A 13,802-nucleotide genomic window follows, 5' to 3' on the forward strand; every position below is an offset into this window, starting at 1 on the left:
GGGGAGGGCCGATGGACAGTGCGGTTCCGCTCTTCCAGATGGAAGGCATATCCAAGCGCTATGGTGGCGTGCGAGCCCTGGAAAAGGCGGAGCTTGTCGTCACATCCGGCAGCATCCACGCCATCCTTGGCGAAAACGGTGCCGGCAAGTCGACGCTGATCAAGGTCATGGCCGGTGTCGTGGCGCCCGACGAGGGCCGCATGACGCTGGACGGCCGGGAGGCGACCTTCCTGTCGCCGGCCGCGGCCAACAAGGCCGGGATCGTCTGCATCTTCCAGGAGCTGTCGCTGGTTCCAGATCTCAGCGTCGCCGACAACATCGTCATATCAGATCCGCCCAAGCGCTTCGGTATGATCGACCGCAAGGCGCAACGGCGCATCGCGGAGGAGGCATTGGCGCGCGCAGGAGCCGCTGACATCCATCCGCTGGCGCTGGTCAAGGATCTTCCCCTTTCAAGAAGGCAGATGGTCGAGATCGCCAAGGCGCTGGCCAGAAAGCCGCGGATCCTGATCCTCGACGAGGCGACCTCGGCGCTGACGGCGGCTGATGTCTCCAAGATCTTTGGTGTCCTGAAACGGTTGCGCTCGGAAGGGTTGGCGCTGCTCTACATCTCGCACCGCATGAATGAGATCGCCGAGCTTGCCGATCAGTGCACGGTGTTCCGCAACGGCCGCAATGTCGCCAGCTACAAGGCCGGTTCGAAGAGCGACAATGAGGTGGTCGAACTGATGATCGGCCGTGAATACAGTCACATCTTCCCGCCCAAGCCGACGTCCGTGCCGGCTGCAGCCGCACCCAGGCTCGAGGCCCGCAAGCTCTCGTGGACCGACCGGCTGCACAACATCTCGCTGACCGTCAGGGCAGGCGAGGTGGTCGGCCTCGGCGGTCTCGACGGCCAGGGCCAGCGCGAATTGCTGCTCGCCTTCTTCGGCGTGCTGCGCGGCCTTTCCGGCGAGGTGCTGATCGATGGCAAGCCGGTGGCGATCAAAAGTCCGGCGGCGGCCCGCGAGGATGCCATCGGCATGGCGCTCATCCCCGAAGACCGCAAGACCGAAGGCCTCATGCTGCCGATGACGGTGCGCGAGAACCTGTCCTTCGCCGCGCTCGACCGGCTGTCCCGGGGCGGCATCATCGACCGCGCCGCCGAGCAGCGGCTGATCGACGACATGGTCGGCCTGCTGGCGATCAAGACGGCAGGCCTCGACATTCCGGTCGGCGCGCTGTCGGGCGGCAACCAGCAGAAGGTGGTCATCGCCAAATGGCTGATGCGCCAGCCACGCATCATCCTGCTCAACGATCCGACGCGCGGCATCGATGTCGGCACCAAGCAGGAGCTTTACCAGCTGATGCGCAAGCTGGCGGACGCCGGTGCGGCGATCCTGTTCTATTCGACCGATTATGACGAGCTGATCGGCTGCTGCGACCGCGTGCTGGTGCTTTACGACGGCGCGGTCAAACGCGAGCTGGTCGGGGCCGAGATCACCGAGCGGGCGCTGATTGCGAGCGCGCTCAACATCCATGGCGAGGAGAGCCCGGTGGGCCTGGGAGCAAGCGCGTGAAGGATTGGCGCTACTGGCTGGCAGAGCAACGCGGAACGCTGCTGGCGCTCGGCATCTTCATCGTCATGTTCATCATCTACACCTCGAACCACCCTGCCGGCTTCACCGCCAATGTGGTGCAGACGGCGGCGAACAAGGGCGTGCTGCTCGCCTTCGTGGCCATGGCGCAGACGCTGGTGGTGATCACCGCCGGCATCGACCTGTCAGTCGGCATGATCTTTCTCCTCACCAACTGCCTGGCCTCCTGGCTGGTGGTGGGCACGCCCATGCAGACGACGCTCGGCGTCATCGCCGTGCTGGCGGTCGGTCTCCTGTGCGGCGCCATCAACGGCGCCATCGTCATCTACGGCCGGCTGCAGCCGATCGTCGCCACCATCGCCACCGGGGCCGTCTATTACGGCATCGGCCTTTTGCTGCGGCCCTTCCCGGGCGGCTCGGTCAATGAAGATCTGGCCGATGCGATGACCGGGCGTGTCTTCGACGTCGTGCCGGCAAGCCTCGTCGTGCTGTTCGCCATCGTGCTGGTGATCTGGGTGCCTTTCAGCCGCTCGGTGCTTGGCCGCGCTGCCTACGCGGCGGGATCGTCGGAGACGGCGGCCTATATGTCGGGCGTGCCGATCAGGCGCGGCAAGTTCGCCGCCTACACGCTGGCCGGGCTGCTGGCCGCGATCGGCGGGCTGTTCCTGACCTTCTTCACCTATACGGGCGACGCGGCCTATGCCAGCGGCAACGCCTACACGCTGTTCTCGATCGCCGCCGTCGTGCTGGGCGGTGTCTCGCTGTTCGGCGGAAAGGGCAGCGCCATCGGCGCCATCTTCGGCGCACTCGCCTTCCGCACCATCGGCGATTTGTTGTTCGTGTTCGATTTCGATCCGCTCTGGCAGCCTTTGTTCCAGGGCGTTATCCTGCTGATCGCGGTCAGCCTCGGCGCCTTCGCCCTGTTTCGGGTCCGCAACCGGCTGGAGTGGTTCCTGTGAGCGAAACGACGCCGATGGTTGGGAAGAGCGACGGCGGCATTGCCGGCCGCATGCCGAAATTCATCCGCCGCGCCGACCCGGCGGTGCTGACCGCCTTCGCCTGCATCGTGCTGTTGCTGTTCCTCGGCAGCCTCTATTCCAGAAGCTTCCTGTCGCCTGAATATCTGCTGCAGCAGCTGAAGGTCGCCTCGTTCCTCGGCGTCATCGCCACCGGCATGATGCTGGTCATCCTGCTTGGCCAGATTGACCTGTCGGTGCCGTGGTCGGTCGCGGCGGGCGCCATGATGGCTTGCGCCGCGGCGGCGTACGGTCCGGCCGGGGTGGCGCTCGCCATTCCGTTCGGCATCTTCTGCGGTGTGCTGATCGGCGTCGTCAACGGCATCGGCGTCGCCTATCTGCGCATTCCCTCGATGATCATCACGCTTGCCACCAACGCCGTCGCGCAAGGGCTGATGGTGGTCTACACTGGCGGCTTCTCGCCCCAGGATTCGGCCACGGGCGCCATGCGTTACCTGGCCACAGGGTTCGCCATTCCGGGCGTGCCCAACGCCGTCATCATCTGGGCGCTGATCGGGGCCGCGATGGTGTTCGTGCTGACCCGCACCGGCTTCGGCCGCACCGTCTACGGCATCGGCAACCGCGAGCGCGCGGCCTATCTCTCGGGCATCGACACAAGGCGCGTGGTGATGATCGCCTTCGCCGTCTCGGGCGGGCTTTCGGCCTTCGGCGGCGTGCTTCTGGCCGGCTATGCCTCGAAGGCCGCGCAGTCGATGGGCGATGCCTATCTCCTGCCATCGATCGCCGCGGTGGTGCTTGGCGGCACCTCGATCCTCGGCGGGCGTGGGTCCTATCTCGGCACCGTCGCCGGCGTCATCCTGATCACGCTCTTGCAATCCATCCTGTCGGTCATGCAGATGCCGGAGGCGGGGCGGCAGATCATCTATGGCGTCGTCATTGTTGCGATGCTCCTGCTCTACGGCCGCGCGCCGGCAAGCCGCTGACGATGGACGGAGAAACAGTACAGGCGCCGGCGGGCGCTCCCGGCTCCGCGCCTCCGGCGATCGTGGTGATGGGCGTCGCCGGTTGCGGCAAGTCGGCTGTCGGCATCGCGCTGGCGGCCGCGCTGGATGCCGTCTTTATCGAAGGCGACAGGCTGCATCCGCCGGAGAATGTGGCGCGCATGGCGAGCGGCGAGCCGCTTACCGACCAGTTGCGCGAAGGCTGGCTCGATGCGATCGGGGAGCGTATCGCGGCGTCGGTCCGCGAAGGGCAGGGCGTGGTCGCGGCCTGCTCGGCGCTGAAGCGCAGCTATCGCGAACGCCTGCGCGGCTTTTGCCCGGACATCGTCTTCCTCTATCTGGAAATCGACCCGGCGACGGCGCGTCAGCGGGTCGCCAGCCGGAAGGGCCATTTCATGCCGGCAAGCCTGGTCGACAGCCAGTTCGCCATTCTCGAGCCGCCGGGGAAGGATGAGCGGGCGCTGACGATCGACGCGACGCGCCCTGTCGCGGATGTCCTCGCGGAAGCAATGCATCTGCTGACCGGGACATGAGCCGGCATCGTTGGCTGCCACGGCATCGTCCTGCGCGATCATGGAATCTTACGATGACCAACGCCGCCCGCCGGCCGTCGATCTAAATCTGCGACGACAACTCGACCGGGAAATCGTCGTTGTCGGCATCGCGCATGGCGGCGAGGCTTCTGTTATCGAGCACCTCGGCGATAGCCTGGCGGACTTCCAGCATCATATGCCGGACCTGGCAGGTCGCCTCGTCGCAATCCTCGCAGCGCTGGTATTGCGTGCGGCTGGCGCACGGGATCGGCGCCAGCGGCCCGTCCAGCACGCGCACGACATGGCCGATCTTGATCTCGGAGGCCGGGCGGGCGAGGCGATAGCCGCCCTCCTTGCCCTTGCGGCTCTGGACGAAGCCTGCATTGCGCAATTCGCCCAGGATGGCGTCGAGGAATTTCTTCGGGATGTTGTTGGCGACCGCGATGTCGTTGACGAAGGCCAGTTGGCCAACCGGAAGACTGGAAAGATGCACGAGGGCCTTGAGGCCGTATTTGCCTTTTTTTGTCAGCATGCCCGAGTCAACCCGTTAAAGCCCCAACCACCCCGCATCTGGCGGCTGTTTGTGTGCAAATGATGACGGTTTCGCCACGCGGTGGCGTTTCGCGACACAAGACGCCAAGTGGCACGTTAGGCACAAACGCGTTGATTCTTTGTAACGTTTTGCCGGTAGGGCGTCGCATTCGCCCTGGCGGATGGCAAAAACGAAGAAAGTCGGCTTGTTGCCGGCTTTCCCGCATCTGTTCTTGCGTACTGTAGCCGTCAGCGGCTGCCATAGGCCTGGTCGAGCAGGCCGCCGGCGGCGAAATGCTCTTTCTGGATCTTGTCCCAGCCGCCGAAGACATCTTCCACTGTCAGCAGGCGCACCTCCGGGAAGTCGGCCTTGTGTTTGGCGGCGACGGCTGCGTCACGCACCCGGTTGCCGTTCTGGGCAAGGATTTCCTGGCCTTCCGGCGTGTAGAGGAAGTCGAGATAGGTCTTGGCCAGATCGCGCGTGCCGTGCTGGTCAGCGACCTTGTCGACGATCGCCACCGGGAATTCGGCGAGCAGGCTGACCGAGGGCGTGACCTGCTCGAACTTGTCGTCGCCATACTCCTTGCGGATGCCGCGCGTCTCGGATTCGAAGGTGATCAGCACGTCGCCGATCTCGCGCTGCACGAAGGTGGTGGTCGCCGCACGTCCGCCCGTGTCGAAGATCGGCACGTTGTTGAACAGCTTGGTGATGAACTCCTTCACCTTGGCGTCGTCGCCCTTGAAGGCCTCCTTGGCGTAGGCGGTGGCCGCCAGATAGGTGTAGCGCGCATTGCCCGAGGTTTTCGGATTGGGGAAGATCACCTGCACGTCGTCGCGCACCAGATCGTTCCAGTCCTTGATGTGCTTGGGGTTGCCGGCGCGGACGAGGAACGAAGGCAGCGAATAGAAGGGCGAGGCGTTGTCGGGAAAGTCCTTCTGCCAGTCGGCGGAGACGAGCCCTTTCTTGACCAGGAAATCGATGTCGGTGACCTGGTTGAAGGTGACGACATCGGCACCAAGGCCCTCGGCGATGGCGCGCGCCTGCGCCGAGGTGCCGGCATGCGACTGGTCGACGGTGACGCCTGGATGGCCGGCGACGAAGGCCTTGTTGACCTGGACGAACAGTTCGCGGCCGACGTCGTAGGAGGCGTTGAGCAGCTTGTCGGCCGACCAGGCTTGGGAGGATGCGAGGACCAGGCCGGCAACAGTGGCAACGCCGAGGAAAAATCGCTTCATGAAAAAGGCTCCGGATGCAATGCGTTATGGCTCGACCATAGCCGTGGCGCAGGGGGCGGGGCGAGGTATGGGGGATGGCTCCGCGACCTTGCCACGAGAAAAGATATGGCCAACACTACGGTTCCTTAGAATTCTGTTCCAGACTTCGGCCTGCGTTTTGCTGTCGCTTGCCGGGAGCTGCTGTTTGGCATATACATATGGCATATACAAACGGAGGCAGTCATGCCCCAGCATCGCCACACAGCAACGCCGCCACCGAAGGAGGCGAAACTGTTCCGCAACAACCGCAGCCAGGCGGTGCGCATTCCTGTCGAATTCGAGCTCCCTGGCGACAAGGTTCTGATCAGCCGTGAAGGCGGCCGCCTGATCATTGAGCCGGTCCGCAAACCCGGCCTTGCCGCGCTGCTCGCCCAATGGGCGAAAGAGGCGCCGCTTGGTCCTGAGGACGACTTTCCCGAGATCGACGATGCGCCTGTCGAAGCCGAGGACATTTTTTGATGCGGTTCATGCTGGATACGAACATCATCAGCGACATGATCCGGAACCCGGCTGGCAAGGCTGCCAGTGCAATGGTGCGCGAGGGAGACGCCGCTGTGTGTACCAGCATCGTCGTCGCCTCTGAATTGCGGTATGGCTGCGCCAGGAAAGGCTCGGCCAAGCTGCTCAAGAAGGTCGAGGACCTGCTGGCTGAAATCCCTGTCTTGCCGCTCGATGTGCCGGTGGACGCCGAGTACGGCGCGCTTCGCACCGAGCTGGAGGCCGTTGGCCAACCCATTGGCCACAATGACCTTTTTATTGCCGCTCACGCCTGCGTGTTAGGCGCCATTTTGGTGACGGCCAGCATCGGGGAGTTCACCCGGATACGGAAGCTGAAGGTCGAGAACTGGCTGGAATAGCGCCGACCTCGAGATCAGGCCGCCGGAAACAGCTTCCAACGCCCCGGGCGGAACGCCACCCGGCTTTTCTGCGCGGCGGGATGGCCGACCGGCAGCTCAATCTCGACCCGCTGGCGCTCGCCGCCGATCTCGAGTTCGACGCGCCGTGTTCCCGCGACGCGGCGGCTGGCGGCGACCGTGCCGGCGATGCAGCCGCTGCAGCCGTCGAGCAGTTCGACATCGTGCGGGCGGAAATAGAGCGTCGCCTCGCCCTCGGGCGCATGCGGCGCCGACAGCCCGATCGGGCGATCGGCGAGCCAGATCTCGCCATTCTCGACCTTGACGGGAAGCGAGCTCGATTCACCGATGAAGCCGTAGACGAAAGGCGAGTTCGGCGTGTCGTATATATCGTCGGCGGTGCCGACCTGCTCGATGCGGCCCTGGCTCATCACCACGACGCGGTCGGCAAGCTCCAGCGCCTCTTCCTGGTCATGGGTGACGAAGACGGTGGTGTGGCCGGTGCGGTCATGGATCTCGCGCAGCCAGCGGCGCAGTTCCCGGCGCACCTGAGCGTCGAGCGCACCGAACGGTTCGTCGAGCAGCAGCACCTTGGGTTCGATGGCCATGGCGCGCGCCAGCGCGACACGCTGCCGCTGGCCGCCCGAGAGCTGCGCCGGATAGCGTTTCTCCAACCCCGAAAGCTGGACGAGATCGAGAAGCTCGGAGGCGCGGCGGCGTATTTCCTGCGCCGGCGGCCGCGAGGACCCATGCCGGACTTTCAGGCCGAAGCCGATATTGTCGGCCACGGTCATGTGCCGGAACAGCGCATAATGCTGGAAGACGAAGCCGACATTGCGCTCCTGGATCGACTTCTGCGAAGCATCCTCGTCGCCGAAGAAGATCTTGCCGCGCGTCGGCCGCTCCAGCCCGGCGATCAGCCTGAGCAGCGTCGTCTTGCCGGAACCGGACGGCCCCAGCAAGGCGATCAGTTCGCCCGACTTGATGTCGAGCGACACGTCGTGGAGCGCCGGAAACCGCTCGAACTCCTTGCGCACATTGGCAACGCGAACTTCCATACAAATCCCTCTGTCAGTGTCCGCGCGTCGCGGCAAGCTCGGCGCCGTAGCGCATCTCGAGCAGTGTTTTCAAGACCAGCGTGACGAGCGCCAGCCCGGCAAGCAATGAGGCGACGGCGAAAGCGCCGACCGCGTTGTACTCGTTGTAGAGGATTTCGACATGCAGCGGCATGGTGTTGGTAAGGCCCCTGATATGGCCCGACACCACCGACACCGCGCCGAATTCGCCCATGGCGCGCGCGTTGCACAGCAGCACGCCGTAGAGCAGGCCCCATTTGACGTTGGGCAGCGTCACATACCAGAAGGTCTGCCAGCCATTGGCGCCGAGCGAAAGCGCTGCTTCCTCGTCGCCATTACCCTGTTCCTGCATCAGCGGGATCAGTTCGCGGGCGACGAAGGGGAAGGTGACGAAGACGGTGGCCAGCACAATGCCGGGGACCGCGAACAGGATCTGGATGCCGTGCCCCTTCAGCCAGTCGCCGAGCAAGCCTTGCGCGCCGAACAGCAGCACATAGACCAGGCCGGAGATGACCGGCGAGACCGAGAAGGGCAGGTCGATCAGCGTGGTCAGGAACGCCTTGCCCTTGAATTCGAACTTGGCGATGGCCCAGGCGGCGGAAATGCCGAAGACGACATTGAGCGGCACCGAGATCGCGGCGACAAGCAGCGTCAGGTGGATGGCCGAGCGTGCGTCCGGTTCGCCCAGCGCCTGCGTATAGGCGCCGACGCCTTTCGCCAACGCCTCATGGAAGACGATGATCAGCGGCAAAAGCAGGAAGACGCCGAGGAAGACAAAAGCGATGGCCATCAGCACGGCTTGTGCGGGACGGCTTTCGGTCACCGCCGCCGACCGGCTCTCATGGTACGGTTCGTAGGATTTGATTTCAGGATCAGCCATAGCGCTTGCGGCTCCATGTCTGCACGAGATTGACGACCAGAAGCATGACGAACGACAAGGCAAGCATGATCGCCGCGATCGCGGTCGCCGCCGGGTAATTGTATTCCTCCAACCGGATGACGATCAGAAGCGGTGCGATCTCCGATTTATAAGGCAGGTTGCCGGCAATGAAGATGACCGAGCCGTATTCGCCGACGCCGCGCGCAAAGGCCAGCGAGAAGCCGGTGATGATGGCCGGCGCCAGGCCCGGAAACAGCACGCGGGTGATGATCTGGAAGCGACTGGCGCCAAGCGTGGCCGCGGCTTCCTCCACCTCCTTGTCGATCTCCTCCATGATCGGCTGCACGGTGCGCACGACGAAGGGCAGGCCGATGAAAACGAGTGCCACGACGATGCCGAGCGGCGTATAGGCGACCTTGATGCCGAGCGGCATCAGCAATTTGCCGATCCAGCCGTTCGGCGCATAGAGCGTGGTCAGCGCAATGCCGGCCACCGCGGTCGGCAGGGCGAAGGGCAGGTCGACCATGGCATCGACGATGCGACGGCCGGGAAAGCGGTAGCGCACCAGCACCCAGGCGACGAGTGTGCCGAAGACGACATTGACGGCCGCCGCGAGGAAGGCGGTGCCGAAGCTGATTTCCAGCGCGTTGATGGTGCGCCGGTCGCTGGCGATCGCCCAGAAGTCAGCCCAGCCGAGCGAGGCCGAGCGCCAGATCAGCCCGGACAACGGAATGAGGATGATGAGGGTGAGGTAGGCAAGCGAGAAGCCGAGCGTCAATCCGAAACCCGGAATGACACTCGGCTGCCTGAATCGCCACCCCGCCTGCGCGGGTGCTGTGCTCATGGAATTCTGGATCGTCCCTTCTTACTCAACCAGATTGTCGCTGAAGAAGCCCATTCGCTGGCTTCTTCAGGCACTGCCCAACCTCACTGGGCCGGCTTGTAGATCTGGTCGAATATACCACCGTCGCCGAAATGATAAGGCTGGGCCTTCTTCCAGCCGCCGAAAAGCGGATCGTCGATGGAGATCAGCTTGATGTCGGGGGTCTTGGGCAGATCCGCCGGCGCCACCAGTTCAGGCTTGGCCGGGCGATAGTGGTTCTTGGCGATGATCGTCTGGCCTTCCTTGGAATAGAGCCAACCGAGATAGGCCTCGGCCACCTTGCGCGTGCCTTTGGCGTCGACATTGGCGTCGACGATGGCCACCGGCGGTTCGGCCAGGATCGATGTCGGCGGATAGACGATCTCGAAATTGTCGGCGCCGAATTCGTCGAGGGCCAGATAGGCGTCGTTTTCCCAGCCGATCAGCACGTCGCCGATGCCCTTTTGCGCGAAGGTGACGGTCGAGCCGCGCGCACCGGTGTCGAGAACCGGGGCATTGGCGTAGAGCTTGCCGACGAATTCCTTGGTCTTGGCCTCGTCGCCGCCGTCATTGGCGTTGGCGTAGGCCCAGGCCGCCAGATAGTTCCAGCGCGCGCCGCCGGAGGTCTTCGGGTTGGGCGTGATCACCTGGGTGCCGTCCTTGACGAGGTCGCTCCAGTCGTGGATGCCCTTGGGATTGCCCTTGCGGACCAGGAAGATGATGGTCGAGGTGTAAGGCGCTGAATTGTTTTCGAATTTCTTGCGCCAGTCGGGATTGATCTTCTTCGATTTCGAGACGATGGCGTTGATGTCGCCCTCGAGCGCCAGCGTCACCACGTCGGCGTCAAGGCCGTCGATCACGGCGCGCGCCTGGGCGCCCGATCCGCCATGCGACTGCTGGATCGTCACCGTCTCGCCGGTCTCGGCCTTCCAGTGCGCGGCGAAGGCCTCGTCATAGGCCTTGTAGAGCTCACGTGTCGGATCGTAGGACACGTTGAGGATGGTGGTGTCGGCGAACGCGAAACCGAGCGTGCCGAACTGGACAGATGTGGCGACCAGTGCGCCGAGCAGTTTCCGGAAATGAGGTTTGGTCATTTCTGCCTCCGTTGAACCCGCGCCAAATCTAGCGAATTGATAGAAATTAGATGCATCGAATGTTGCCTTTTTTGCCCTCCTGAAGAAAATCTTCGATGATCTTCCGCTGCATGAGGAAATATTTTCCTCGCAGGTGCCAAGCGCGGATTCGAGGTCTATCTAGGAACGTGCGATGCCGAGGCAAGGTCGCTTGGGGCAGGTTCGGCAATTACTCGGCGCTCACCGGGAAATCGAAGCGCTGGGTGGGAAAGGGCTCATGCCCAAGGGTAAAATGCCACCATTCGCGTGCATAATTCTTGAATCCGCCGGCACGCATGGCCTCGACAAGCAGCTTGCGGTTCGCCGTCGCTTCATTGCCGAGCGGGCGGTGCGCCGTCTCGCTCATCGGGTCGAAACAGTCGAAACCGGTGCCGAAGTCGAGCGTGTCGGCGTTGACGGCGCCGCAGGCCGGTTTGGCGGCGGATGGGCGGTCGGCCCGCGCAATCGCGACATCGACGGTCGAGCCGCGCGAATGGGTCGACAGTTCACCGACATAACCCTTGGCGATGAGGTCGCCACGCCGAACTCTGGGATACCATTGCGGATCGGACGGTCCGCCCTCTCGCGTCCAGTCTCCCATGTCGGCCACGGCGCGGGCGGGGCGGTAGCAGTCGAAGACGACCAGTATCAGGCCCTTCGCGGCGATTGCCTGCTGGACGCCGGCAAGAGCTTGCGCGGCCTGCAAAGTGAGAATGCAGACCGGTGCGTCGTAGCCGTTCACCTTGCGGTGCAGGAAATTGCCGGCGCCGGCGTAGCGGATGTCCTGGCGGATCGACGGGGCGATATCGGCGAGGCGGACGAAGCCGGCGGGGAGAGGGTCGGCACGTGCAGGGAGAGGGCTCGCGATTGCTGACGCAAGCGCTGTGAAGAATGCTCCCAACACAAGTCGGTGCGAGGCCCCACTCCCTGCCCTGCAGGCCAGAGAGGGAGGCCTCGCACCGAACCTCAGACGAAAAAGCGCAACACCCTGAATCGCTTGCCGCATCCTATTCGACGAACACTTTCACGCTGGCCGCGCGTCCCGCCGCGTCGATCACGGTCAGCGTCGAATAACCGGCGCCGTCCGGTTGCCAGGTCGCGGTGCGGCGGCGGTCGAGGCCGACCAGCGGCTTGCCGTTGGCCAGCCAGCGGAACGGCGCCCGGCCGCCTTGCAGTTTCAGCACCAGCGGCGTCGCGTCGGCGGAGTTGGTGGCAAGGTCGACGCGGGCGCCGTCCGGCGGGAAGATGATCGTCGGGGCCGGTTCGGTCGGTGTTGCCTGCACCAGGCCATCGGCGCCGGCGCCGAAGCGGGCAAGGGTCACCGGCAGGTCCTCGCGCTTGGGGGTGAAGGCGCCGGGCGGCTTGCCCGGCAGCGGCACGGTGGCGAGGCCCGAGCGGACAAAGCCCTCGAACAGGATCGGGGCGGCCGAGACATAGCCGGAGAGGCCCGGCACGGCGCTGGCGTCGGGGCGGCCGACCCAGACGCCCAGCACATAGCGCCCGTCGAAGCCGACCGACCAGGCGTCACGGTAGCCGTAGGAGGTGCCGGTCTTGTAGGCGATGCCGCGCTGCAAGGCGCCTTCCGGCGGTTTTACCCCGGAGAGGATGTCGATGATCTGCCAGTTCGCCTGGTCATTGAGGATGGTGGCGGTGGTGCGCTCCGCATTGGCCGGCTCGGTGCCGTCATGCAGCGTGTGCGTCTTGCCGCCATTGGCGAGCCCCGTATAGAGCTGGACGAGGTCGCGCAGCGTGACGCCGACGCCGCCAAGGCCGATGGCAAGGCCCGGCGCCTCGTTGACTGGCAGGATCGGGTTGACGCCGGCCTGGCGGAAGCGCGCGGTCAGCCGCGCCGGGCCGACCGCATCGAGCACGCGGATCGCCGGCACGTTGAGCGACAATTGCAGCGCCTGGCGGACGCTGACATCGCCCTGATAGCCCATGTCGAAATTCTTGGGCCGGTAGCCGCCGAAATCGACCGGGCTGTCCTCGATCAGCGTTTCCTGCGCCACCAACCCTTGTTCGAAGGCGAGGCCATAGATGAACGGTTTTAGCGTGGAGCCGGGCGAGCGCACGATCTTGGTCATGTCGATCCAGCCGGAACGGCTGGCGTCGAAGAAATTGGCCGAGCCGACTTCGCCCAGAATCTCGCCGGTGCGGGAATCTGCCAGTACCATGGCGACGGACAGGCGCGGCCCAAGCTTGGTGGCGGCATCGCGCGCCACCTGTTCCAGCCCTTCCTGGACGCTCTTGCGGATGGTCAGTTTGAGCGGCTGGCCGGGAACGGCCCTGGGCAGCATCGCATAGGCGGCATGCGGGGCAAGCGCCGGCAGAGTGCGGCGCAGGCCTGATACGTCGTCGAGGGCGGCGCGCGCGGCCTCGCGTTCGCCGATCAGGCCCGACGAGACCATGCGGCTCAGCACGCGGTCGCGGGCGGCGTGGGCGATTGCGAGGTTGCGGTCGGGCCGGCGTTTTTCCGGCAATTGGGGCAGCGCCACGAGCAGGGCGGCTTCCGAGACGGTGAGCCGCTTCGGCTCCTTGCCGAAATAGGCGAGCGAGGCGGCGCGTACGCCTTCGAGATTGCCGCCATAGGGCGCCAACGTCAGATAGCGCTCGAGGATCTCGCGTTTGGACAGCCGCCGCTCGATCTGGATGGCGCGCAGCATCTGCTTGATCTTGGAGCCGAGGCTGCGGCTTTCGCGCGGCTCGATCAGGCGGGCAAGCTGCATCGACAGGGTCGAGCCGCCGGAGACGATATGGCCGCTGGTGATAAGCTGGCCGGCGGCGCGGCCAAGCGCCAGCACGTCGACACCCTGATGATCCCAGAAGCGCTTGTCCTCATAGGTCACCAGCATGTCGACGAACTGCTTGTCGACTTGGTCGAGCCGGGTTTCGAGCCGCCAGTAGCCATCCGGCGTGGCGAAGGCGCGCAACAGCTGGCCATCGCGGTCCTGGACTTCGGTCGAGACCGTGAGTTCCGCCGGCAGCGGCGGCGGGAAGGCGCGGTCGAGTTCCCACAAGGTGGCGGCGGAAAGAGCCAAGAGACCCAGGCAGGAAGCTGCGGTTATGGCGGCGCGACGGAGGAATTTCTTGGAGAGCATGACGCCGCCCCTCATCCGCCTGCCGG

The 13,802-nt window shown here is 64.7% G+C and carries 14 protein-coding genes; 6 read left to right on the forward strand and 8 right to left on the reverse strand.

The genetic code is table 11. The features are described 5' to 3' along the window. Positions 1-11: 11 nt before the first annotated feature. Genes JG746_RS15785 through JG746_RS15800 form a run of 4 tightly spaced genes read left to right on the forward strand, consistent with a single transcriptional unit; the run spans position 12 to position 4,088 of the window. Positions 12-1,559, forward strand: a complete 1,548-nt coding sequence (locus JG746_RS15785; protein WP_202358968.1) for a sugar ABC transporter ATP-binding protein — start codon at positions 12-14, stop codon at positions 1,557-1,559. Continuing rightward, positions 1,556-2,536: an ABC transporter permease gene (locus JG746_RS15790; RefSeq protein ID WP_202358969.1), complete on the forward strand. Its 981-nt coding sequence runs from the start codon at positions 1,556-1,558 to the stop codon at positions 2,534-2,536. Before JG746_RS15785 ends, JG746_RS15790 begins: the two co-directional genes overlap by 4 nt. A gap of 14 nt (positions 2,537-2,550) precedes the next feature. Next, the gene (locus tag JG746_RS15795) at positions 2,551-3,537 is read left to right on the forward strand and encodes an ABC transporter permease (RefSeq protein ID WP_202359381.1); all 987 of its coding nucleotides are present in this window, start codon (positions 2,551-2,553) and stop codon (positions 3,535-3,537) included. A 2-nt stretch (positions 3,538-3,539) separates the two neighbouring features. Continuing rightward, positions 3,540-4,088, forward strand: a complete 549-nt coding sequence (locus tag JG746_RS15800) for a gluconokinase (protein WP_202358970.1) — start codon at positions 3,540-3,542, stop codon at positions 4,086-4,088. 82 nt (positions 4,089-4,170) lie between these two features. Here JG746_RS15800 and JG746_RS15805 read toward each other — a convergent pair whose 3' ends face one another. Together JG746_RS15805 and JG746_RS15810 are read right to left on the reverse strand one after the other, a co-directional pair. After that, entirely contained in the window at positions 4,171-4,620 is a 450-nt protein-coding gene (locus JG746_RS15805) for an RrF2 family transcriptional regulator (RefSeq protein WP_010910348.1), read from the reverse strand. A 248-nt stretch (positions 4,621-4,868) separates the two neighbouring features. After that, positions 4,869-5,855, reverse strand: a complete 987-nt coding sequence (locus tag JG746_RS15810) for a sulfate ABC transporter substrate-binding protein (protein ID WP_202358971.1) — start codon at positions 5,853-5,855, stop codon at positions 4,869-4,871. Positions 5,856-6,077: 222 nt separating this feature from the next. On the opposite strand from JG746_RS15810, the gene JG746_RS15815 reads away from it, so the two are divergent. Next, on the forward strand, positions 6,078-6,353 hold the full coding sequence (locus tag JG746_RS15815) for an antitoxin (protein ID WP_202358972.1): 276 nt from the start codon (positions 6,078-6,080) through the stop codon (positions 6,351-6,353). Next, a complete protein-coding gene (locus JG746_RS15820; protein WP_202358973.1) occupies positions 6,353-6,751 on the forward strand; it encodes a type II toxin-antitoxin system VapC family toxin in 399 nt (132 codons plus the stop codon). Before JG746_RS15815 ends, JG746_RS15820 begins: the two co-directional genes overlap by 1 nt. A gap of 14 nt (positions 6,752-6,765) precedes the next feature. Here JG746_RS15820 and JG746_RS15825 read toward each other — a convergent pair whose 3' ends face one another. The 6 genes from JG746_RS15825 to pbpC form a co-directional block, all read right to left on the reverse strand. Further along, complete coding sequence (locus JG746_RS15825; protein ID WP_010910344.1) at positions 6,766-7,806, reverse strand: sulfate/molybdate ABC transporter ATP-binding protein; 1,041 nt, start codon at positions 7,804-7,806, stop codon at positions 6,766-6,768. 13 nt (positions 7,807-7,819) lie between these two features. After that, on the reverse strand, positions 7,820-8,704 hold the full coding sequence (gene cysW / locus JG746_RS15830; RefSeq protein ID WP_202358974.1) for a sulfate ABC transporter permease subunit CysW: 885 nt from the start codon (positions 8,702-8,704) through the stop codon (positions 7,820-7,822). Then, a complete protein-coding gene (gene cysT, locus JG746_RS15835; protein WP_202358975.1) occupies positions 8,697-9,548 on the reverse strand; it encodes a sulfate ABC transporter permease subunit CysT in 852 nt (283 codons plus the stop codon). Before cysT ends, cysW begins: the two co-directional genes overlap by 8 nt. A gap of 83 nt (positions 9,549-9,631) precedes the next feature. Next, positions 9,632-10,660: a sulfate ABC transporter substrate-binding protein gene (locus JG746_RS15840; RefSeq protein WP_202358976.1), complete on the reverse strand. Its 1,029-nt coding sequence runs from the start codon at positions 10,658-10,660 to the stop codon at positions 9,632-9,634. Between the two features lie 208 nt (positions 10,661-10,868). Continuing rightward, the gene (locus tag JG746_RS15845; protein ID WP_446721200.1) at positions 10,869-11,582 is read right to left on the reverse strand and encodes a M15 family metallopeptidase; all 714 of its coding nucleotides are present in this window, start codon (positions 11,580-11,582) and stop codon (positions 10,869-10,871) included. A gap of 103 nt (positions 11,583-11,685) precedes the next feature. Then, positions 11,686-13,776 carry a penicillin-binding protein 1C gene (gene pbpC / locus JG746_RS15850; protein WP_244730833.1) on the reverse strand — a complete coding sequence of 697 codons (2,091 nt, stop codon included), beginning with the start codon at positions 13,774-13,776 and terminating at the stop codon, positions 11,686-11,688. Between the last annotated feature and the right edge of the window lie 26 nt (positions 13,777-13,802).

Source organism: Mesorhizobium sp. 113-3-3, assembly GCF_016756495.1.
Classification (GTDB): Bacteria; Pseudomonadota; Alphaproteobacteria; order Rhizobiales; family Rhizobiaceae; genus Mesorhizobium.